This is a genomic window from Pseudomonas sp. FG6 (genome assembly GCF_057809015.1).
In genome coordinates, this window is sequence record NZ_JBMDJD010000003.1 from 1 (window position 1) to 21,615 (window position 21,615).

At 55.5% G+C, this 21,615-nt stretch carries 15 protein-coding genes and 1 pseudogene; 7 read left to right on the top strand and 9 right to left on the bottom strand.

From position 1 onward, the window contains the following. From ACODSJ_RS02455 to ACODSJ_RS02475, 5 genes are all read left to right on the top strand, one after another. Positions 1-524 (top strand): CBS domain-containing protein (locus tag ACODSJ_RS02455; protein ID WP_489100222.1); only part of this gene is annotated, 524 nt, incomplete at its 5' end. Between the two features lie 30 nt (positions 525-554). Continuing rightward, positions 555-1,493 (top strand): LysR substrate-binding domain-containing protein, encoded by a 939-nt coding sequence (locus tag ACODSJ_RS02460; RefSeq protein WP_489100223.1) that lies wholly within the window; start codon positions 555-557, stop codon positions 1,491-1,493. A gap of 138 nt (positions 1,494-1,631) precedes the next feature. Beyond that, complete coding sequence (locus ACODSJ_RS02465; protein WP_489100224.1) at positions 1,632-2,888, top strand: aromatic ring-hydroxylating oxygenase subunit alpha; 1,257 nt, start codon at positions 1,632-1,634, stop codon at positions 2,886-2,888. A 9-nt stretch (positions 2,889-2,897) separates the two neighbouring features. Beyond that, a complete protein-coding gene (locus ACODSJ_RS02470; protein ID WP_489100225.1) occupies positions 2,898-4,034 on the top strand; it encodes an FAD-binding oxidoreductase in 1,137 nt (378 codons plus the stop codon). Between the two features lie 83 nt (positions 4,035-4,117). After that, complete coding sequence (locus tag ACODSJ_RS02475) at positions 4,118-5,032, top strand: LysR substrate-binding domain-containing protein (protein ID WP_489100226.1); 915 nt, start codon at positions 4,118-4,120, stop codon at positions 5,030-5,032. A 187-nt stretch (positions 5,033-5,219) separates the two neighbouring features. Here the strand turns inward: ACODSJ_RS02475 and gabP are convergent, their stop codons facing one another. The 3 genes from gabP to purU form a co-directional block, all read right to left on the bottom strand. Further along, a complete protein-coding gene (gabP, locus tag ACODSJ_RS02480) occupies positions 5,220-6,623 on the bottom strand; it encodes a GABA permease (RefSeq protein ID WP_489100227.1) in 1,404 nt (467 codons plus the stop codon). 101 nt (positions 6,624-6,724) lie between these two features. Beyond that, positions 6,725-7,618: a bifunctional 5,10-methylenetetrahydrofolate dehydrogenase/5,10-methenyltetrahydrofolate cyclohydrolase gene (locus ACODSJ_RS02485; protein ID WP_489100228.1), complete on the bottom strand. Its 894-nt coding sequence runs from the start codon at positions 7,616-7,618 to the stop codon at positions 6,725-6,727. After that, positions 7,590-8,438, bottom strand: a complete 849-nt coding sequence (gene purU, locus ACODSJ_RS02490) for a formyltetrahydrofolate deformylase (protein WP_489100229.1) — start codon at positions 8,436-8,438, stop codon at positions 7,590-7,592. Before purU ends, ACODSJ_RS02485 begins: the two co-directional genes overlap by 29 nt. Positions 8,439-8,791: 353 nt before the next feature. On the opposite strand from purU, the gene ACODSJ_RS02495 reads away from it, so the two are divergent. Further along, positions 8,792-10,114, top strand: a complete 1,323-nt coding sequence (locus ACODSJ_RS02495) for an NAD(P)/FAD-dependent oxidoreductase (RefSeq protein WP_489100230.1) — start codon at positions 8,792-8,794, stop codon at positions 10,112-10,114. A 107-nt stretch (positions 10,115-10,221) separates the two neighbouring features. Continuing rightward, entirely contained in the window at positions 10,222-10,572 is a 351-nt protein-coding gene (locus ACODSJ_RS02500; protein ID WP_489100231.1) for a RidA family protein, read from the top strand. A 33-nt stretch (positions 10,573-10,605) separates the two neighbouring features. Here ACODSJ_RS02500 and ACODSJ_RS02505 read toward each other — a convergent pair whose 3' ends face one another. The 6 genes and pseudogenes from ACODSJ_RS02505 to ACODSJ_RS02530 form a co-directional block, all read right to left on the bottom strand. Continuing rightward, positions 10,606-11,511 carry a LysR substrate-binding domain-containing protein gene (locus tag ACODSJ_RS02505; RefSeq protein ID WP_489100232.1) on the bottom strand — a complete coding sequence of 302 codons (906 nt, stop codon included), beginning with the start codon at positions 11,509-11,511 and terminating at the stop codon, positions 10,606-10,608. A gap of 205 nt (positions 11,512-11,716) precedes the next feature. After that, a pseudogene (locus tag ACODSJ_RS02510) lies at positions 11,717-12,100 on the bottom strand (SDR family NAD(P)-dependent oxidoreductase); the annotation flags it as partial. A gap of 286 nt (positions 12,101-12,386) precedes the next feature. Next, positions 12,387-13,496 carry a hypothetical protein gene (locus ACODSJ_RS02515; protein WP_489100233.1) on the bottom strand — a complete coding sequence of 370 codons (1,110 nt, stop codon included), beginning with the start codon at positions 13,494-13,496 and terminating at the stop codon, positions 12,387-12,389. Then, positions 13,493-19,264, bottom strand: coding sequence for a coiled-coil domain-containing protein (locus tag ACODSJ_RS02520; protein ID WP_489100234.1), 5,772 nt, complete (start codon positions 19,262-19,264; stop codon positions 13,493-13,495). Before ACODSJ_RS02520 ends, ACODSJ_RS02515 begins: the two co-directional genes overlap by 4 nt. Continuing rightward, positions 19,242-20,090 (bottom strand): hypothetical protein, encoded by an 849-nt coding sequence (locus ACODSJ_RS02525; RefSeq protein WP_489100235.1) that lies wholly within the window; start codon positions 20,088-20,090, stop codon positions 19,242-19,244. Before ACODSJ_RS02525 ends, ACODSJ_RS02520 begins: the two co-directional genes overlap by 23 nt. Beyond that, positions 20,077-21,543 (bottom strand): hypothetical protein, encoded by a 1,467-nt coding sequence (locus tag ACODSJ_RS02530; RefSeq protein WP_489100236.1) that lies wholly within the window; start codon positions 21,541-21,543, stop codon positions 20,077-20,079. The genes ACODSJ_RS02525 and ACODSJ_RS02530 overlap by 14 nt, the downstream gene beginning before the upstream one ends. Positions 21,544-21,615: the final 72 nt, after the last annotated feature.

The window sequence follows — 21,615 nt, forward strand, 5'->3', positions numbered from 1 at the left end:
TGGGCAGCCGTATCGCGATCATGAAGGACGGCAAGATCATCCAGTACAGCAAGCCCGAAGAGATCGTGCTGAACCCGGCCGACGACTACGTGCGTAACTTCGTCGCCCACACCAACCCATTGAATGTGCTGTGTGCGAAAAGCTTGATGACACCGCTGGACCAGTGCGTTTTCGCCCGCGACGAATATTGCCTAGATACGGCTCAAAACCTATGGATGGTGGTGAACCCGCAGTGTCATTTGACCAGCATTCGAAAAAGCGCCACAACCGCACACGTCCAATCATGGCGTCCGACCGAGCGGATCGAGACCTTGGCTCGACAACCGACTTGCGTGCCACCGGAGACCACCATGCGCGACGCCCTGCAGATTCGCTACGAAACGGGCCATCCCCTGATCGTGCGGGACGAGACCGGTATCGTCCTGGGTATCTTGGGTGACGGCGAACTGTACCGGGCACTGCTGGGGCACAACCTGTCGCACCCTGTGCCTTCCGAGCCTGCAAGAGAATCTTCGGTGGCCTGATTTTTCCGCTAACGGCGTTGGAACACACCTATGCAACCCAGCGATATCGATAAAAAGGTCAAGGGCTATCGGCGGCTGATACCGTCGATGACGGCGTTGCTGGAATTCGAAGCCGTGGCGCGGCTGGCCAGTTTCACCCTGGCTGCCCAAGAGCTGGGCGTGACCCAAGCGGCCGTCAGCAAACAAATCCGATTATTGGAAGATACCCTCGGGACCAAGCTGTTCCATCGGCTTCATCGGGCAATCAAGTTGACCCACGAAGGTTATATCCTGCACCTGGTCGTCGCCGAATCCATTCATCGCATGGCCAGTGTCTTCGACAAAATTGCCGAGGGCATTGGTGAACAGGAGATCACCATAGCCTGTACGGAGGCGTTTTCTCACTTGAGAATACTCCCCAGATTGATCGCTCTGCGCACCCTGCAGCCGAAATTGAAATTGCGCTTGATGACGCAGCAGGTCTCGCCAAGTTCATACCGGGATGACGTCGACCTGGCCATCCGTTTCGGCAATGGAAAATGGGAGGATGGCAGTTCGGTTTTCCTGTTCGATGAAGAAGTGTTTCCCGTTTGCTCGCCAGCCTGGCTCGCCACCAACCCGGCGCCTTCATCCATTACCGACTTTCTGGACACGGCGCTGATTGACTCGGACTCAACTCTTGAAGGCTGGATGACTTGGAACCGTTGGTGCCGGGAACTCGGGGATATGCGCCCCAAGCTTAATTATTCATTTCGCTGCAGTTCCTACAACGATGCGATCCAGGCGGCCGTTCAAGGCCATGGCATCGCACTGGGATGGAGTCGGCTGATCGCACACCGGCTCAACAGTGGTGAGCTGATCAGAATTACGCCCTACGTGGTCAAGCCAAAAGACGCTTATTACCTGGTTATTCCGAGCGGTCGAAAAGTTGAGCCCATTACCCAGGCGCTGGTCGATTGGCTGCGCGATGACAGTTATCTAACCCACTGATAATCAACATTTTAAATTCAACTTTCACGCATAACGCAAAGTTATGCGTGCGTGAAAATAAAGCGCATTGACGGTCATATTCCACCTTTCCAAACTGTATTCGCCGCCTGATCAACTTGAATGTGAGCGAGACCTATAATGACAATCAATGCCGTGAAGACCCATCGTGAACTCCTGTCCGACCGCACGCCCGGTCATGGCATGCCAGGCGGTTTGTTTGGTCGCCAGGATATTTTTGAAACCGACGTCGAAGTCTTCTTCACCAAACATTGGATTCTGGTGGGTGTCACCAGCGACATCCCCGAACCCGGCGATGTCTCGACCGTCGACATTGGCAAATCTTCCATCCTCCTGGTGCGCGACGATGACGAGCACGTGCAGGCGTTTCGCAATGTCTGCCGTCACCGCGGGGCTCGTTTGAAACAGGCCGGCAAGTCGACGGTCGGTATGCTGGTCTGCCCCTACCACCAGTGGAGCTACGACCTTGATGGAAGCCTGAAACATACGGCACACATGGGCCAGGACTTCGACCCGAAATGCAAAAGCCTGACCCCTGTGCACACTCGGGTCATCGGCACCCACGTTTTTGTCTGCCTGGGCGACGAACCGCCAGAAGACATCGTGTACCTTGACCAGGTCATGACGCCGCGTTTCGCCCAATATGACCTCGCCCATTCAAAGATCGCCTACGAATCGGAAATCATCGAGAACGGAAACTGGAAACTGGTGATCGAAAATAACCGCGAGTGTTATCACTGCGCGGCCACCCACCCGGAATTGACGGCGTCGTTCCTGCCCGAAGATTTCGGTTTCTGCACCGATGGGCTGGGGGAGGATTCACTCCAGGCACTGGCGGAGTATCACCGCCGCAATGCCGATACCAAGGACAACTGGGAACGCGAAGGCTACCTCTGCGATGCGGTTGAACACCTGGATGAAGACGCCGTGACCCAGTTCCGCTCGCAGCGACTGGCCATTGCCGGTACCGGCGAATCCCAGACCCTGGACACCCGCGTGGCGTGCACCCGGCTGTTTGGCGACCTCACCCGTCGTGACTTGGGCGACGTGCATCTTTGGACACACAACTCGTGGACCCATGTCATGAGCGATCATGCCGTGGTTTCCTACATCATTCCGCTCGCGCCCGATAAAACCCTGGTGCGCACCAAATGGCTGGTCCATGCCGATGCCATCGAAGGCATCGACTACCAGGTGGATAAGCTGACCGAAGTCTGGGTTGCGACCAACCTGCAGGACGCCAGCCTCGTCGGCATCACCCACAGCGGCACCCAGGACCCGGCCTACACGCCCGGGCCGTTCTCGGCCTTTACCGAAACCTATGTCGACCAGTTCTCTCGCTGGTACGCGGCGCGCCTGGCCGCCCATGGCGTGTGAGGAATGAACATGACGACTTACAAAAACCCGACGCGCCCTGCACCCACCAGCGTGGTGCAACGTTTTACCGACCCGACCACTTGGGGCACGTTCGGCGCGCAATGGCACAGCGGTGAACAGAAAACCCTGCAATGCTGCGCTGTACGCCAGGAAACCCACGACGTAAAGACTTTCGTTTTTCGCTGTGCGGACTTCAGCGCCCTGAGCTTCGAGCCCGGTCAATTCATCACGATTTCACCGGTCATTGGCGGGCAGACCATCGCACGCTGCTACACCCTGTCGTCCTCCCCCACCCGACCCTTTGCGTTTTCCATTACCGTCAAACGCGTGCCGGGGGGTGCGGTATCGAACTGGCTGCATGACCATCTCAAGCCCGGAGACAGCCTGAAGGCGTCCGGCCCGGCGGGCAGCTTTACACCGGTCGGCCATCCTGCGGCCAAGTTGTTGTACCTGTCCGCCGGCTCCGGCGTAACGCCCCTGATGTCGATGACCCGCGCCGCCTGCGACATGGCCGGCAACCTCGACATCGTTTTTGTGCACAGCGCCCGTACGCCTATCGACATCATCTTCCACGCTGAATTGATGCGCATGCAGTCCGCCATGCCGGGGCTGAGGGTCATCAGTGTCTGCGAAGGTCTCGGCGACACCGCTCAATGGCAGCAGCCGATAGGCCGGCTCGATTTGCCGTTGCTGAGCCAGCGAGTGCCAGACTACAAGGAACGGGAAATCTTTACCTGCGGTCCCCAGGGCTACATGGAGGCGGTCAAGTCGTTGCTCCGGGAAGCGGCGTTCGATTTCGCCCACTACCATCAGGAAAGCTTCGACATTGGCGCACTGAATGAAGAACCACTGATCGAGCAGGCCGTTTCGCTCAATCCGCAGGACGTCTTCACGGTGACCCTGTCGCGTTCAGGAAAAACCTTCAGCATGCCGGCCAATCAGACAGTGCTGTCTGCCGCGAAGAAAGCCGGCGCCATCGTGCCCTCCTCCTGCAGCCAGGGCGTTTGTGGCACCTGCAAGACCACCCTGCTACAAGGTACGGTCGAGATGAATCACAACGGCGGTATCAGGCAACGGGAAATCGACAAAGGCCTGCGTTTGCTCTGCTGCAGCAAGCCCACTTCGGACCTGGTCCTTGATCTTTAGCCTTCCTCACTAATTAGGTAGTCACTGCACACGAGCTTCTGCACAATCTCTGTGCGCTTAAAACTTACAAGACAGTGAGCCTGATGAAACTGCAACCCTTGCCGCCACTCAACAGCCTGGTGGCGTTCGAAGCCGCCGCCCGCCATTTGAGCTTCACCGTGGCGGCACGCGAACTGAACGTCACCCAGGGCGCCATCAGCCGCCAGGTACGCTTGCTCGAAGAGTATCTGGGCTCGGCGCTGTTCACCCGCACGACGCGCGAAATCAACCTCACCGCCACCGGCAGCCAGTATTACGAAAGCGTGCGCGACACGCTGCAGCAAATCGCCCAGGCCACGGCAGACGTACGTCACTGGCAAGGCGCGCAGCAGGTCACCGTCGTCACCAGCACGGCAATGGCGTCGTTGTGGCTGCTGCCGTTTGTCTCGGAGTTTCAGCGCCAGAATGAGGAGATTGACCTGCGCATCATCGCCACGGATCAAGTCAGTGATTTTTCCCGGCTGGACTGTGATCTGGCACTTTATTACTGCAGCACACCGCCGAAAAACATGAAGGTCACGCCGTTATTCAACGAAGAGATTTACCCGGTATGCAGCCCCGCCTATCTGGCGCAGCACCCAGGGATTGAAACGCTGGAGCAATTGGGTGGATGCACCTGGTTGTGGCTGGAAGACCAACACCGAGACTGGATTGGCTGGAAAGAATGGTTCCAACGCCTTGGTTACCCAGCGCCAGAACCTCGGCGGCGCATCAATATCAACAGCTACGCCATGCTGATCCAGTCAGCGCTGGCTGGCCAGGGAATCGCCCTGGCCTGGTCGGGCCTGCTCAGCAATCACTTGCAAACAGGCGACCTCGTGCGGCCAACGCAAGCCATCCTGCGTACCGACGCGCAGTTCTGCCTGCTGGAACCTCAAGGTCGAGCCCCGAACAGGCAAAGCGTCAACCGCTTCCGCCAGTGGCTGATGGCGCATCTGGTGGAGACGGTCAGCGCTTGATGCCCCCCGACGTAGCCGTCGCGCAACATCACGCAGAACACAAGCACCTCGTAAGCTCGTTTCAGGATAGGTATCGAGAGAGGGTGATCAGCATGGAAATGTTGGGAAAAATTCGGCGAACTCACCTATCTCTGCTGATAAAAGGTGCTCCAATTGAAGTCAATCAGGCACCTTGCACATCAGTTCCTCACTTCGATACAGCACCCAAGCTGGATGGGTAAGCGCTCTTACGTCGCTTCTGCGAGATGAGTCCCAGGGCGATGGTGAACACCGTCAGCAGGCCAGTAGCTGTAACTTCGCTGCGGTGTTCTGGCAAAACCACCATCGTGGTCAAGGCTGCCACAATAAAGCCGATCACCAGCCAGGTTAGCAGCGGGAACATCCACATCTTTAGCGCGATTGGAGTGTTGCTATGTTCCAGCTTGTAGCGCATCCGAAGTTGACACACCGCGATCACTAGGTACACAAGCAGTGCGACAGCCCCCGAGGAAGCCAACAGAAATCCAAATACCTGCGACGGCGCGAAGAAGTTGAGGGCTGTGGTCAGCAAGCCGATTGCAGTGCTAGCAATCACTGCGAAGGCTGGAACCCCCTTTCGAGTGGCCAGGCTGATCAAAGCTGGTGCATCACCCCGCTTGGCCAGCGAGAAGACCATGCGGGACGAAATATAGATCGCCGAGTTCAAACAGCTGGACACCGCTACCAGCACAACGATATCGATCATGAACTTCGCGTGCGGAATGCTCATGATTTCCAGGGCGCGCTGGTATGACCCCTGAACCGGCAGCAAGGGGTCGTTCCATGCCACGATTGAAATGATCACGAATATCGACACCAAGTAGAACAGACAAATCCGCCAGATCACCGCGCGAGTGGCCTTGGCGATGTTGCGAGCGGGATCTTTAGACTCTGCCGCTGCAATGGTGACCGCCTCGGTACCGATGAAGCTGAACATAGTGGTGAGCAGAGCACCGATCACCGCCCCAAAGCCGTTTGGCATGAAGCCGCCGTTCTGAGCCACAAGAGTGCTGAGCCCACTGACCTTGCGATCCGGAATAAGATCGAACAAGACCATCGCCCCCAATACGATGAAGGCAATGATCGCGATAACCTTGAGCATGGCGAACCAGAACTCGAACTCACCGTATTTGGCCACGCTGAACAGATTGGTGATGGTCAGGATCGCCGTGATGCCGAATGCGAACACCCAGGTTTCTATGCCGGGAAACCAGGTGTTGAGAACCGCAGCGGCGGCAATGGCTTCGAGCGGAATCACCAGCACCCAGAACCACCAGTACAACCAACCGATGGTGAAGCCGGCCCAGGGCCCAATGGCACGATCTGCATACGTGGAAAAAGATCCAGTATCGGGAGAGGCTACGGCCATTTCCCCCAACATGCGCATCACTAGGACTACCAGAGCGCCGGCCATGACATAGGCCAGAATAGCCGCAGGCCCTGCTGCGGCAATGGCGTGGCCGGAGCCGATGAATAAACCTGCGCCGATTACCCCCGCAATGGAGAGCATGGTGATATGTCGCTGCTTGAAGCCGTGCGCGAGCGCACCTTGTTCAGACACTGTAGTGGACATGGCTACACCTTATTGTTGTTGATGTGTGGCTCGAATGAGCTGCCCTGAGCGGGACAGCCTGATGTATGTTTCTGCACGCGGAAATTTCTAACGGTCGGACGTCACCGTCTGGTCTGGTTCAGAGCAGCCTCCAAGGTGTTGCGCATGAGCATGGCGATTGTCATAGGCCCCACGCCGCCGGGAACGGGGGTGATGGCGTGGGCGAGGGTAGAAACGGCGTCAAAGTTCACATCACCGACCAGGCGGACCAGCCCGTTCTCGGTCACGACACGGTTGATGCCCACGTCAATAACTACTGCACCAGGTTTCACCCAGTCCTCAGTCACAAGTTCAGGCACACCTGCCGCGACCACGAGAATGTCGGCATGGCGAGCAATCGCACCAGGATCGGCGGTTTTGCTATGCACGACCGAGACGGTACAGTTTTGCTGGAGGAGCAAGCTGGCCATGGGTTTACCCACGATGTTGGATCGACCGACAATGACCGCATGCTTACCCGACAGATCGTTACCAAGCGCTTCCTGTATCAGAATGAGCGCACCCGCCGGCGTGCACGGAACCAACGTCCCGTCCATGACTCCGGCGTTGAGCCGACCCACGTTAATATGGTGGAAACCATCCACGTCCTTCGAAGGCCGAATAGCCTGAGTGACCTTCACCTCGTTCAGGTGGCCCGGCAGCGGAAGCTGGACGAGAATTCCGTGGATGTCCTCGTCGACGTTCATTGACTCGATCAGTGCCAGCAACTCTGCTTCAGATGTCGTGGCAGGCAGATCGAACTGGCGCGAATTAAAGCCGCAGGCTGTAGCCTGAACCGTCTTGTTGCGCACGTAAACTTGACTGGCCGGGTCGCTGCCCACCAGGATCACCGCCAGACCAGGCGAAACGGCGTGCCGCTCGACAGACTCCTGAACCGCACCCAGGATGCGCTTGACGATGGCTTTGCTGCTGATCACCTGAAGCGGGTTAGTGGAAGATGACTGTGCGGTCGTCATTTAGCAGAATCCTATGTTCGATGTGAAGTTTTACAGCCCGCGCTAGAACCTGACACTCGGTATCTCGCCCGATGGCCACCAGGTCGTCAGCTGTGGCCGCGTGATCAATGCGCTGCACGTTCTGCTCGATGATCGGCCCCTCGTCCAGGTCAGCGGTCACGTAATGCGCTGTGGCACCTATCAGCTTCACTCCACGCTTGTGGGCCTGATGGTAGGGACGTGCGCCCTTGAAACTCGGCAGGAAAGAGTGATGGATATTGATCACATGGCCGGCCAAGGCCTTCGACAGGTCGTCGCTCAGGATCTGCATGTAGCGGGCAAGGATCACCAAGTCGATCTTCTGCTCACGCACCATTTCCAGAACCTTCGCTTCCTGCGCCTGCTTGTTCTCTGAGGTGATCGGCAGGAAGTGGAAATCGAGTCCTTCATGCTCTGCCCTGCGCCGGAAATACTCGTGGTTGGAAACCACGGAAACCACGTCCATCGGTAACTGATTGATGCTGTGTCGGTACAGCAAATCATTAAGGCAATGACCAAGCTGCGAAACCATGATCATCACGCGAGGCTTCACGTTGGCATCGTGGATATGCCACTCCATGCCGTACGCTTTTGCCACCGGAGTAAAGGCTTCCTGAAAGTTCGTGAGGGTTATGCCATCTCCAAGCTCGACACAGACACGCATGAAGAACCGGCTGTTTTCAGGATCAACATACTGCCCGCATTCAACGATGTTGCCCGACTGGCCGGAGACGCAGGTGCCGACGGCTGCAACTATCCCTTTTTGATCGTTACAAACGAGTGTCAGGATTATCTTGCTCATTAAGGGCCTCAAGAGCCGAGCGGCTCATTCACTGGAATATTGGCAGTACTCATCCGTCAGGAGCCGCGATGCCCAGCCCTGTGATGACTAAATCGAATTGCAGGTGCACAGACTATCGAGCATCGAATACACGAGAACAACGGATATGTTGGAATCCAAATATTCCCGATTGGAATGCGATAACTCTGCACCGAGCAAATAGGTGGTTACACCTAACCGAGAGAAATTTGCAATCTGCTTCAGAAATCTAAACAGCGATTCGCATGAGTACTTGGAATGGCAGGATGCCGTTTTTTCGTTAGCTGACCAGCACTGATTGCAGGATGCTTGCAATCACGTCGTTGGAGGCCGTTATGCAAAAAATCAGTAAATTCCCCATAGTTGATGGAAATCTCGGGTGGTATGAGACATCACCCTCGTTCGGGAAAAAGCTCGGAGAGCGTCTCAAAGGCAACCACAATTTCGACTTCGCCGTGATCGGCGCGGGCTATACCGGTGTCGCTGTGGCTCAGCGTCTGGCTGAGCTTCACCCGAACGCCAGTATTGCGCTGGTCGATGCGCTGGGTGTAGGCCAAGGAACATCAGGGCGCAACGCCGGCTTCGTGATCGATGTGCCTCACAACTTGGATGGTGGTAAAACCAATCTGGAACACGACCAGAAACTGTACAAGCTGAACACCTTCGCCATCGAACGCTTGCGCTCTTTCAAGGACAAACACGCCATCGACTGCGCTTGGCAGAACGCCGGCAAGTACATGTCGGCACATGAGAAGAGCAACATTTCGGGCCTGGAGCACTTCATCGAAACCCTGAAGGTGTCGGGCTTTGAATACGAAGTTTTCGAGGGCGCCGCACTCAAAAAGCGGCTGGGCACCGATTACTACCGCATGGCCGTCTACACCCCCGGCAACATTCTGATCAACCCATCTTCACTGATCAGGGGGCTTGCGATTGCACTGCCCAAGACAGTGACCTTGTTCGAAAACAGCCCGGTGCTGAGCTGTGAATACGGCCCCACTCACAAGCTCAACTTTCTGGGCGGTTCGATTCAGGCCCAAACAGTGGTTCAGACCACCAGCTCGTTCAACGAAGAGTTCGGTCACTTGCAGAACAGACTGGCTCCAATCTTTACATATGCAAGCCTCACTGAGCCGCTGACACCGGATGAGCTGAAGAAGTATTTCGACGGCGTGGAGCCGTGGGGCACGACCTCAGCCCACCCGGCCGGAACCACTGTGCGCTTCACGCCTGACCATCGCATTTTTGTGCGTAACTCGCTCAACTACGAGCGGAGCCTGACCAGCAATGCCGAAGGTCTGGAAATGGCATGGCAGCAGCATCGATGCTCGTTTGAAGCGCGCTTCCCATTCCTGAAGCAAAAGGTCTTCGAATACACCTGGGGTGGCATGTTGTGCATGACTCTCAACCACCAGTCGGTCTTCAAGAAGTCCGAAGAAGGGGTCTACACCATCGTGGGTTGCAATGGAGTCGGTGTGGCCAAGGGAACGTACCTTGGCTACTACATGGCCGAACACATCAGCGGCATGAAGAGCGAAGCGCTGGACTTCATTTTCACGAATAGCAACCCCTCCTGGGTACCGCCAGATCCGCTGAAGGGAATCGGTGCGGGGATTCGTCTCAAGCATGAGTCCAGCAGCGCCGGCGGCGATATCTGACTCACCACAGCCGGACGCTGCCTCGACCATTCGGCGCGGCGCCGTCTATACCTTGACTGCTTTTCAAGGGCAGAACCAAACACTCACTCCAACATTCAGAGGATCGAATGATCAAACGTCTTCACGAGAATCACCTCATGGCGCAGATCGTGCGTTACGGCAACATGGTAGAAACGGCAGGTCAGGTGGCCACCAACACCTCGGTCTCTCTGGAGGAGCAATCCCTGGAAGTGTTGGGCAAGGTAACCAGCCTTCTCGAAGAAGTAGGGGCCTCGCTCGACAACCTGGTACGGATACAGGTCTGGCTGACCGACATCAATCAGTTTGAAACCTTCAACGCTGTGTACGAGAAGTGGCTGGAAGGTCGACCTAAACCCGTGCGTGCTTGTGTAGAAAGCGCCTTGGTCGCAGGCGGATACGTCGTTGAAGTTCAGGCATTCGCCTACGTCACGGAGTAAGCACCAGGTCCAACCGCTGACATGGCCCGAGAGCTATCGGTCGTCAGCGGTTGACTGAAGTAGCCACTCTTCGAAAATCTTGCAGGCATTTGAGAGCTTCGCCTTGTTCGAGTGGACCAGATAATCGGAGAAACCAGTTTTCAACTCGAAATCTTTTAAAGGCTTCACAGCCCCTTTCTCGATCATATCCCGAGCCATGAACTCCCAACCCAAAGCCACCCCGAGCCCTCGTTCCGCGGCGTTCAGCGCCAAGGTGACCTGATTGTAGGTAATTACCTTGCCAGAGGGTTTGAACGCCTTGCCAAACCTTCCCAGCCAGTCATTCCAGTTCATGATATCCCACCCCTCGTTGTCAATCTGAATGAGGGGAAGCTTCAAAAGATCATCAACTGTTTTCACATGCTCCACGGGATAAGTCGCGCTACAGATCGGGTAAACGATCTCGTCAAATAGCTTCACACTAGAAAGTCCTGACCACTCACCGGCGCCATACAAAATGCCAAAATCCTGGTTCAGGCATGACGAAGCGGTGAGCTGGTTGGTCGCCACTACGTTGACTGTAATGTCGGGAAACTGCTGCTGGAAATGTGCCAGCTTGGGAAAGAGATAGTAATGCGCTACGGCGTGAGTGCACACGACGCTAATTGTGTTCTGGTCATACCATTTTCGGACACGTTGCACTGTCTCGCGAAAGGACTCTAGCGCCGGCTGGACACCCTCGTACAACTCCCGCCCAGGATCTGTGAGAACCACGCCCCGATGCTTACGGGTGAAAAGCGGAAAACCCAAATTATCTTCGAGTTTCTTCACCTGCTTGCTAACGGCGCTTTGCGTAATGAACAGCTCCTCAGCTGCGAGCGTGAAGCTGCCCGTGCGGGCCACCGCTTCGAAGAACACCAGGGGACCCACAGGCGGAAGTGCTTTTGTGCTCTTGTCCATATCCAATCCAAGGTTTCTGTGCCGCTAATCATACACAGACCTCCTGCCGCGCACAGCAGCCGCCCAGACACGTTAAATGTGTTACTCGATCTTCACCAGCGCATAGCGAAACAATTGGTTGAACCAGGTCCGGCATTTTTCGGCTGTCGTTAAAGCCTTGCGCTGTTCGATCCTGCTCAGTAAAAACACCATCAGGTTTTCGCATGTGCGCTAAAGCTTGCCGCATGACGTTGAACGTACCGTTGAGATCGATATCGACCACCACCGTGAAACCGTTGGACGACATGTCTTTCGCTTCGCAGAGAAAATTGCCGGCGGCCCCCAAGATGAGCACATCAATGCTGCCTAACTCCGCCACCGTCGTAGTCATCGCCTGGCCTACAGAGTCAACATCGCGGACATCCGCATATACGCCCAATACCTGGCCACCCAATTGTTTCAATGCTGAGCACGCGGCATCGACGTTCTCGCGCTTGCGGCTGACGACCGTCACGTTGGCGCCCGTCGGGCGAAAGCCTGGACGAAAAAAAATGGACCTCTTTTCAGAGGTCCATTTTTTAATGCTTGGAGCGGGAAACGAGACTCGCATCTAGCGTCCGACCCATTGAAATCTAAGGGGTTTCTTTTCTTGCCGAAGCAGGAAAAGACTCAATTCTGGACTTGTTTTTGGGGTGTTTCAAGAGCGGAAAAAGGGGTAATTCTAAGCAAGGCTATTGAATTCTGCCCATAGCCAATCGGACGAACGATCATCAAGCCGGCGGTGTCAGGATCAACAGGGATGGGTCCACCGAAAAGACAGATCCAGGTTCACTAGACATGGATTCTGCTTGAGATCACTCTTGAGCTTCGACTTTCACTGCTTCATTCTCCACCACTTAGCATGGAAATTGGTGTTCGGATTCGCCATGGGCGGCAATTTCTTGCAGCGAGAGACACTCCTGATCCAAGCCGCATTTGGCGCACAGTTCCGCAAGTTGTTGGATCTCTGGCAGGTCCGCAAACTCATCGGCGCTTAAAGGAGCCTGTCCCTCCTTACCAGTGATCTGATGATACTCATGTCCTTTGCCTGCCTGAAGGAGGGAGTGCAGTGGCCCGTAAAGAGGACTAAGAACAAGCTGCGGAATGCGCTTAAGCAGACTCCGGTATATCCGAAACGCTTCCAGGTCGAAATCGCCCCAGAACTCGATCCTAGGATGAGTGAGCAACTCACTCATCTCTGCTACTTCGGAATTTCTCCGCAATTGGATCAGGGCTGACCAATTTCCTGTAAGCAGGTTCTGCAACTGCTTGCCATAGGCATCACCGCTCTTGGACAGCCCATAGCCAAAAGTGGCAATCAATGCGTGACGCCTCGCCAGGCCCGCCTCAATGGCGCGCTCAAATGCCCAAGGATTCTCAATCAGCACGACTCGCTCTGGCATCGCGGGACCAGCAGTCACCACATATGGAATGCGATCTGGTTGGGCGAACAGGGAGGGGCAGAACTGTCGCAACGTAGCTGCCGGAAGTTTGCCGATGACTTTTGATGACCCAAGTAGGTGCTTGGAGCTAATGACAAACATCGACTCTGTTGAGGGTTGGTTAAGCTCGTTTCGCAAGTGGCCAAGTCCGGCCGCCAAACGTTCCAACATCTCTGGAGACAATCCATCAGTCACCAAATGTATTGTCTCGAGCAGAGCCTTGGCCCCCTCATCCAAGGCACAGCGCTGTAACGCCGAGCGCCAAGCTAATAGCGATGCTGGTTCAGCTTCCGCTGGCTTCGGAGTCAGGATACTGACCTGGCCGAGCGGAATTCCATTGGATGCCACGTTTCCCAACCACCCCTGCTCCTTGAGACGAATAAATCCACGCCGGACGTCGTCGGGGTGAATTCCCAGGTCTTTACCAAGCTTTTCCAGTAACCCAGTTGGCCTCAGAAAAGACCCTTTCCCAAGTCGTTTCCAGATTGCATCTTGTAGCTCCGGCAACCGGTCATCAATGCTCACCGACTATCCTCCGTTGAGGCTGGTCGTAACACCCGTATGGCTTGGAAGGTAGCAAGGCTGTTCTGACCTAAAGCATCTGTTTCTCCTATTTCATTCAGGTGAGACCAGGCGCGCATGTAATGCCCCTGCATCTCTCTCGCTACAACCAGGGCCGGGAACCGGTTGAAGTCATTCTGGTAGGCCGGATCGTGGACAGTGACAATCAGTTGGAAGCGGCCCGTCGTATCCTCGATCCCCTTCAAGGTTTCGGCGATCAAGTTTTTCGAAGACAGGTGCGAGAAGGCACCGTCCAGAATGGTGAAGCCTGTGGACCTATCGCGCATCCGCTTACGTTGTGCACGCCCAACGGTTTGTCGACGGATTTCTCGCTCACTGATGAACTCAGAAAGCCGCAAGATCCACAGGAAGGTGATTGCGATGCCCTGGCCGGAGCTTGCCATGTTGCGTTCCATCTCGAGAGTTACCGCACTCATCGCGGGCAGAACGAGATAGATGCGCGGGCTGACGATGACTTTCCGATAGAAGTTCTCGCGGATATTGTCTCTCAACGAGCGCTTCAGGGTATCCCTTACGAAGGACTCCTTAGCCTGATCATTTGCCTCGTAATCCTCTACATCCTGGATGATCGATTCGATCAACGCCTGGATTCCCTCTGAATCGATAACCTTTGCCTCGATGATGAACCCAGCCCGAAGGACAGTCTTGGAGACTGGGTCCACCTTGGGGGAGAAGATACTTCGCAATGTCTTAAGGTTGTCGGGCAGGCGTAGCGTGAAGTTTGTAAGCCAGCTGCTGAGTCCAGCACGCTCCTCAGTAAGGTGATTATCAGCAATCGTGTTGACCTTCAGGTTCTCAGTGTAAGACACCTGGGTCGCTTGTAGCATCGCAGTGACTAACGATGGATTTTGTCGCGCTTGCCGTAGCTGCGTGCGTGCCACCTCAGGCAACTTGAGGTAAGAGTCGCCCAGCGCCTTGTCGATAAGCTTAATGAAATTCTCCGTATGACGCTGGAGATTCTGGTCAGCATCTTTGTAGCGTTGCTGCAACTGCTCAGCCTCCTCCGACGTTAGTCTTTCACAGGCTTGATCCATGCTGCGCGCGAGGTCCATGAGCAAGAAATCGCCTTTAGGATGAAACGCCTGATAAAGCTCGTGGCTGCGGAGCTGTTCGGGGCTCAGAGCGATGGCGTCAGGTATCACTTTCTTGCGCTCTAGGTAGCTACGTCGCACTCGTATAATTGACTCGTCAATGATCTGAGCAGCTCTTCGAAGCGGATCCTGGGCCTGCCGTAGTTGTTCATGCGTAGTCAGATTGGTCTTAAGCACCTCGGCAATGTCTAGCCGGCGCTTTTCTCCCTGCCCCAATTCCGTCTGAATTGACGTCAGGCGAGCGCTTCCTCCGCTGTCCACAAACTGCGTCACGCCCTGAAAATCGAACGCAGCTCTGCGCTGAGCATGGTCTCGCGCACGCTCAAGGTGGACGCTTGTATCGTCAGCCCTACTCATGAAGTCGGGCCCATATTCCGTGTGATCTGCGAAGGCTTGGAGACCTCTGAGGTCATCAATCTGGTGGTACTGTGAATAGGCTTGGAGAAGTCTTTCCCGGCATTTTTTGCCCAGTTGTTCCAGCTCCTGGAGTAATGTCTGGTTGGTAGCGAGATCGTCAGAGAGGTCGCCTTGCTTGGTATCCGCCGCTTCAATCGCAAGACTCAACTCATCAATCGATCTGCCCTGCAGCTCCTGCTCTACAGCACACATGGCTCGAATGGACGTAAGTGCATCGAACGAAGCTCGCGCCTCAAGCAGAGGCATCCTTTGGCCAAGATCAATGTTCAGCGACACCAATGCGGTATGTCGCTCAGGAACTCCGCTTTCGATGGCCGCGGCTGCCTCGCGTGCGAAGGACTCAATCGATGAAGACTGGTTCAACTCCTCGATCGATTGGAAAATTTCCTTGAGCTTTGCCTCCTGGACGGCCTGCTCTTCCTCAACCTTGGACCGTGCTTCCAAAACGATCTGCCAGGAGGCGTGAGAAGCAAGTCCAAGCAAGTCCTGAAGGCTTGCCATGGCGCGAATAGAAGACCTAGCTTCATCCGTCACCCTATCTTCAAAACCGGGCAATGCAGAGCGAAGACGGGCAATGGATCCGCACAGCTGTTCTGCCTGAGACGGTTTGCCTTCACCAATGGCTTTCGCAGCGATGGCCGCATTAGCTTCCTGGTCCACATCTCGCTCAAGCTCGGCAAGAATAGTTTGCGCCTCACTGATACAGGATTGAAGCTCCTGGATACGGCTATCCAATTCAGCCATGGAGTGCAGAATGGAATCCCAGCTAGCGCCGGACTCCAGGCCTAATACTTCGGTGACAACAATCCGAGACTCAATCGTTCGCTGAGCATCATCAGAGGCACGATTCGCAAGTGCTGGGAGGGCCTCGTCGATCCGCTGGATCTGGGCTTTGAGCTCACTTCCGCGATCAGGGATCCCGCGCTCAATCGCGTCCTGGGCCCGCGCGGCAATACGAGCAAATAGCTCCTGCGCCACGAACCGCTCGTAGCTTGTCTTCAGGTCGCCAATATGGCTCAGCAGCTCACTGAGCAAAGAATTAAGGCGAGCGCGCTCTTGCAGAAGAAGATTAGGGTCTAGCAGACAAGCTACCGGCCAGGTCTTCACTCCTACTAGCCAGCTATCAGCCACTCCATCTCGATAAGAAATTGATCCGCTGCGACAAAACTCGGCCAGCGGACCGGCAACCAATACGGGCACGTCAATATCGGCTGCAGCCAATCGCACAGCGACCTCGGCAGCAGCTTCAACGTTGGACAGCACGGGAGCAAATATCAGAGCAGAGAACAGCGATAGAACCACTTCCCTGCGAGCTTCATTGAGCTCTAGAGACTCGATAAAAGCGTAAAGTGGTTGAGCCGCAGTCCCCGCTATTTCCGTCGCAGCACGTGCCGTTGCATTCGGTACTACAGGCTCTTTATCGAGGATTCGGCGCCGCTCAGCGACGCGCTCATATTCTCCGCGCTTCTCGGCCAGAGCATGCTCAACGTCAGAACGAGATGCACGCCATTGTTCAAGCCAGAGACCGGGCTCCACCTCAGCAACCTCGGTCCTAAACGCATCGACAGCATCAAGCTCTGCCTGGATGTGAGTCAGGGCTTTGGCAAAATCAATTCGCCGCTGTCTTGCTGACTCCAACTGTGCTACGACCTTGCCCGCTAGGCCGTATGGATCCTCATTCAAGAACCAAGTGTCATATCCTTCAGCTTGAGCCCTCTGCTCCAAAACGACCTGGTGCTGAGCAAGTGACGATTCCAATCGCGGCCCGTTTGCAGAAATCTGCTCGGCCGCATGAGCCGACTTCTGGTCTCGGTCTGCCAGCCACTCACTAGGATGCATGTTGGGGAAGCGATGCTGAAACTGCTCAATCGCCGCCAAGTCAGGCTGAATGGAGCGCAGGGCAGACTCATCTTGGTCGAGCGACGCTTGCGCTCTTTGGAGCTCGTTCAGAACGTTCGCTTCCAACCCGTCAGTCGAGGATCCCGAGAAGCGCAGCTCAAATGGAATGGCTGTCTGCCAATGCTTGTCGGCGCGCTGCAGCAACTCCTGCGAACGTCCCAATGCCATGCGAGTGGCTGCATTTTGGTTTATCAATTCCTTTCGCGCATCTTCTCGCGCACGGAGCCACTGAGCCGGGTCACTGTTTGGATACGCTTGATTGAATACATTGAGCGCTTTGACTGCTCCAAAGAGTGCTCCCATATCTTCAGAGCAACGCTTGTGCTTCGCTTTGGCATCATCTAGCTGGCTGCGAACTAGTTGCTCCAACCCGTCCGAAGGTTCACCCGCAAACATCTCCTTGAACTTGTAGGTGCCAGGGAGATGGTGGAGCACCTTGGAATGACTTTGGCGAAGTTGCTCTACGGTGGATCTAGCCTGTTCGTGTTCCCGAGACAATCCCGAGACCAAGTCCTTCTGGGTAGCATGGCGGCCTTCCGCGTCTTTCGACTGTTGCTCTGCCACGGTCTTCTCTTGCTCCAGGTCTTCCGCCAGCGCTCCTGGAGAGGTGCCGTCACCGTATTCGGCCTGGAATGCTTGCCACTGCAAAAAAACTAATCGACGTTCGGACGTGATCTTGTTGTGGTCATCGACCCCCTGGTTGGCGCTCGCGGCTTCAGACGCGACAGCTGCTGCAGTGTTTGTTGGGTCAGCTAGCTCTTGTTCACTGAAGTAGCCGCTTTTCTGAAGCGCCTCCCAAGCCATGCCGCCGCTCTTAAGGCCTTCTTCCTCTTGCCTCAGTTCGGAAGCTTTTTCATCAAGCGATGCGCTCTCCGTTTCCAAAACGCGGCTCTGCGCCGCGATAGCAGCTAGTTGAAGATTAGCCTTTCGGATCTCGCGACGAGCCGGATTGGTATCTGCCTGATCCTTCGCCCAAGCAAAAGCCGCTTTCAACTGCGAAACAACGGCTTCGCTGTCCTCTCCCGACCAATTTTTCATCGCGTCGAAGCAGACAGTCAGAGCATCCTGCAGATTGTAAAGCTTGGCTGAATGCCCCCCGCGATCAGGCGTTCGACGAGCAAGGTCACAATATAAATCAATGACTTGCGATTTCTGGACGCTAGTGATGTCGGTGCGTGCAACCAAGGCCCTCATTGCTCGCTGATTAATAGTTTTCACAGACTCATTCAGCAGGAATGCGAGCCCCTGATCGGTGATCCACCATTCGCTGCGCTGGAGAAGCATGTAGAGATACAGATCGGGATCATCTGCAGAAGGAACCCTGGGTGAACCTGCGATCGGATTCGTGACGACGGCGTCCTCAAGAACGCAAAGCTCCTCAATCAATGGCTGCCGTGTGGCATGTAGATCGGCTTGTGCCGCTTCAATCTGCTGCACTTCAGCGTCGAGTTCACTCAAGCACTCAAGAACACGATTAGCCTCTCCCAGCTCGCGCGCTGTCTCCCGAGTTCGCTTGCGCGCCCGCACCACGCTACTGGCCTTTTCATGGATAGTATCTTCGATGCCACGTTCATCTTCCTCGCTGTAACTCCCCATCACATCTGCGAGTAGCTCAGGGGCGAGGTGCTTGTAGAACAGTTCAGCGCTGTAGTTGCCGGTCTTGGAGGCGACATCAAAGTACGTGCTTGCCCCCTCTGCAGCATTCGCCAACTGATATGCGTATTGCTGCTGAATTGCCGCCGAATCGAAGTGCTCCGCGATGAAGCGCCGCCACTCTTCGTCCTGCCGCTCCTTCTGGTTGGATGGAAACAGACCTGGGCGCTTCCTCAGACAATCTAAAAATTCCTCACGAGAGAACAGGTCGATGACCGGCCCTACCTGCACTCCCAGAGGGCAGTCATCTAGCGTCCCTCGATAGGCGTAGAAGTCGAATGCCCGGTTTTCCCTCGCGTTGCCATAGATACCGAACACCATTCTTTCGCCATCGCTGGGTCCAACAAGCCCCAGCAGCAGGTCTTCGTGGTCAGGATTGCGGTGAGTGATCTCGACGCGCAGATGCGTGAATGAACCTGTAAACTCCGGCGCGCCGTGTGTTCGCATAAGTTGATTCAGTTTTTTTGTTTTCCCCGCCAGCATCGCCAGGAGCATCAACATCATAGTGCTTTTGCCGCGCCCGTTCGGAATGTTGAGCGCCGCATGGAAGCCACCCAGCAGAAAGCGATTGCAGGGCCAGTCGGGCATCCAAGGAGATTTTCGTCGATGATTCAGGAAGTTTGAGACCTCAAATGCGTGAATCAGGGGCATCTTCCTCTCCTATAGAAAACTCTTCGTAGCCGTTGATGAGCGATTGGGAGCGAAGCAAAAGCGCTTGATCCGTCGCGGGCATCAAGTAGCGCAACGAGCGGTCAGCGATACCAGACATATCCACGGCAGCCACCAGTGTCTGACGCCAGATTCCTTCCTGGTCAGTCGGCTCGATCATTCGGTACTGCTTCATGAGCTTGAAGAACCGGCGAGCGATCTGAGGGATGCTCTCTCGCTTTTGCCAATAGTCGTCCCAAAGAAGCCCAGCCTCGCCTTCAGGGCGACCTGCGTTTCCCATCGTCTCGACATCGGTCTTCAGTTGAGTGATGAAGTCTGTCTCCTTCACCATGGCGTTGCGCCAGTTGTAGAGGTTGCCTACCGGCCGATCAATTCGATCGTAAAAGAAGTACTGGAGGGTCAACCAAAGCCTCGCAATCCAAAACACCGAGGATGTTTTGTTCAACTCCACCGCTTCGTCATCAGCGCTGCGCTCTCGACGCCGGTCGCGGAAATCCGAAAAGAATGCCCGGACGTCCACGTAGGACGGAGCCTCCTCACCGAACCGACGGCACAGGAGGTAGTAGACAATCGGGCGCCCGCTCTGGTCCGGAATAGCGAGGTCTGCGATGCCATCAAGAATCCGCAACCCAAGACCTTGCCCGGAGAGAAATTCATCGAAGTCATCAAGTACCGTCTGCCCACAGTCGTACAAGATTCGAGCTGTTCGTATTTCTTCGGGAAACGCCGAGCGCCCTATTGGACGGGTGGAGAGTTCCCGGTGTTTTAGTAGCATCGAGAAAACGAAGCCTTGCTCAGCTGGGGACATCAGCTACTTCCTCCAGGGACAGAATCGGATTATTGGTAACCAGCACGGAGTTTTCTGATGAAACCTCAATAAGGTCGTCCTGATGCACCACTCGGATGCTCTGGTTACCCACCTCGAAGACCTCAGGGTAGGAGTAAATACCTGTGAAGTCGGCTAGCCCCTCCCCCCCTTCGTAGACCAACCCGTCAAGACTCATCAGCTCTTCGAGTGGCTTGGGGCCAACCTTCAACGAATCAATTATCAGCTCAGCATTGCGCAACAGGAATTCATGCACCTGTTCAACACGATCATCCACCTGATCGGTCTGGCGGAACGAGAGCTTGGGCGGAGCAGGTAGACTTTGGGCATAGAGCCTCGAGAGGCTGATCTCGCCAGCGATGAGATCGGGGCTAAAGAAGGCCAGGTCGGGGGACCAGGGGACAAAATCGGTCGTTGCAGATTCGAGTTGCTCAAGGAACCCATCTGGTCGCGAATGAAGCGAGTGGACCAGCTCCAAAAAACCTACCGATGGGCTTCGAACTGTTTGCGCCTTCTGCGCATCGGTCAGAAAGCGCACGAATTTCCTGGAAAGACTCTCCGTCACCTGAAGAACGTTTTCCATCTCCGCCTGGAGATTGCTCAGCTCATACGAAATGTTGTTCGAGACCTTCCATAGATCGAAGGCGCTTACTACAGGTGGCGAGAAGAGGTGTTGCATCGCCTTATGCACTAGGTCTGCAGCATCCCGAAGTGCACTGCTGATGGTGACGCCCTCGCGAATCAAGCCATCGCGCAGATCGGTATAAGCTGGTCGCTCCGAAACATCCGAAATCTGACGGGCTTTGGCCGCAAGATCTCGAAGCATCTCCCGGCAGAAGCGCGGGATATCCCCAAACTGCCGCCGCTCGAGAGCGGCTAGCAGACGCTGCGCATCTAGATCGCTGTACAACCAGCTGTCCTTTAGCTCAGCCACACGGATGAACAGTCTCGCGTTATCGGTAAGACCAACCTGTCTCAAGCTGCTATCAAAGATCAGAAGCCGCGTCGTATCGCTGGTGCGAGCGTAGGCAATGCCCTCTGTGGTCTGGACGCCGTAACGAATTTCTCGTGGACGGGAAAGCGACAGGATGCAGTGTTCCAACGCTGCCTCATCGAAGGCTTGCACGTCTTCGCTAAGGATCTGCTGTAGGAGTTTGATCGAGACCAGAGTCTGACCTTGCTCCAGCTCCCAGCGACCAAGCGCAGAGATCAACGAGATTGCGAGATGAAGGTTGCCTGCTGCGGACTCAGGAACCTCAGGGGTCGAAATACTCCCACCACTACTGCGGGTTTGGTGGAAATCGATAAGCCGAGAGACGGCCGCAACCAGTCTCACCTCTGCTGGCAGTTCAGATGACGCCTCGGGCGACGAGCCAAGTTGGCTCAAAGAGAGATTTTGTGCCATCACCGGCACGTCGTCCTGAAACAGATCCATTGTTTACACCCTCCGATGCCTCTACCCAGAAGGGTCCGGCCAGGTTCGCCCCCAGCTACCTCATATGCATCC

Coding starts and splice junctions, on each gene's coding strand:
- ACODSJ_RS02505 (WP_489100232.1), bottom strand. CDS start 11,511: ATGGACAAGAGCACAAAAGCACTTCCGCCTGTGGGTCCCCTGGTGTTC.
- ACODSJ_RS02525 (WP_489100235.1), bottom strand. CDS start 20,090: ATGTCCCCAGCTGAGCAAGGCTTCGTTTTCTCGATGCTACTAAAACAC.
- ACODSJ_RS02495 (WP_489100230.1), top strand. CDS start 8,792: ATGCAAAAAATCAGTAAATTCCCCATAGTTGATGGAAATCTCGGGTGG.
- ACODSJ_RS02470 (WP_489100225.1), top strand. CDS start 2,898: ATGACGACTTACAAAAACCCGACGCGCCCTGCACCCACCAGCGTGGTG.
- ACODSJ_RS02460 (WP_489100223.1), top strand. CDS start 555: ATGCAACCCAGCGATATCGATAAAAAGGTCAAGGGCTATCGGCGGCTG.
- gabP (WP_489100227.1), bottom strand. CDS start 6,623: ATGTCCACTACAGTGTCTGAACAAGGTGCGCTCGCGCACGGCTTCAAG.
- ACODSJ_RS02500 (WP_489100231.1), top strand. CDS start 10,222: ATGATCAAACGTCTTCACGAGAATCACCTCATGGCGCAGATCGTGCGT.
- ACODSJ_RS02475 (WP_489100226.1), top strand. CDS start 4,118: ATGAAACTGCAACCCTTGCCGCCACTCAACAGCCTGGTGGCGTTCGAA.
- ACODSJ_RS02530 (WP_489100236.1), bottom strand. CDS start 21,543: ATGGATCTGTTTCAGGACGACGTGCCGGTGATGGCACAAAATCTCTCT.
- ACODSJ_RS02465 (WP_489100224.1), top strand. CDS start 1,632: ATGACAATCAATGCCGTGAAGACCCATCGTGAACTCCTGTCCGACCGC.
- ACODSJ_RS02485 (WP_489100228.1), bottom strand. CDS start 7,618: ATGACGACCGCACAGTCATCTTCCACTAACCCGCTTCAGGTGATCAGC.
- purU (WP_489100229.1), bottom strand. CDS start 8,438: ATGAGCAAGATAATCCTGACACTCGTTTGTAACGATCAAAAAGGGATA.
- ACODSJ_RS02520 (WP_489100234.1), bottom strand. CDS start 19,264: ATGCCCCTGATTCACGCATTTGAGGTCTCAAACTTCCTGAATCATCGA.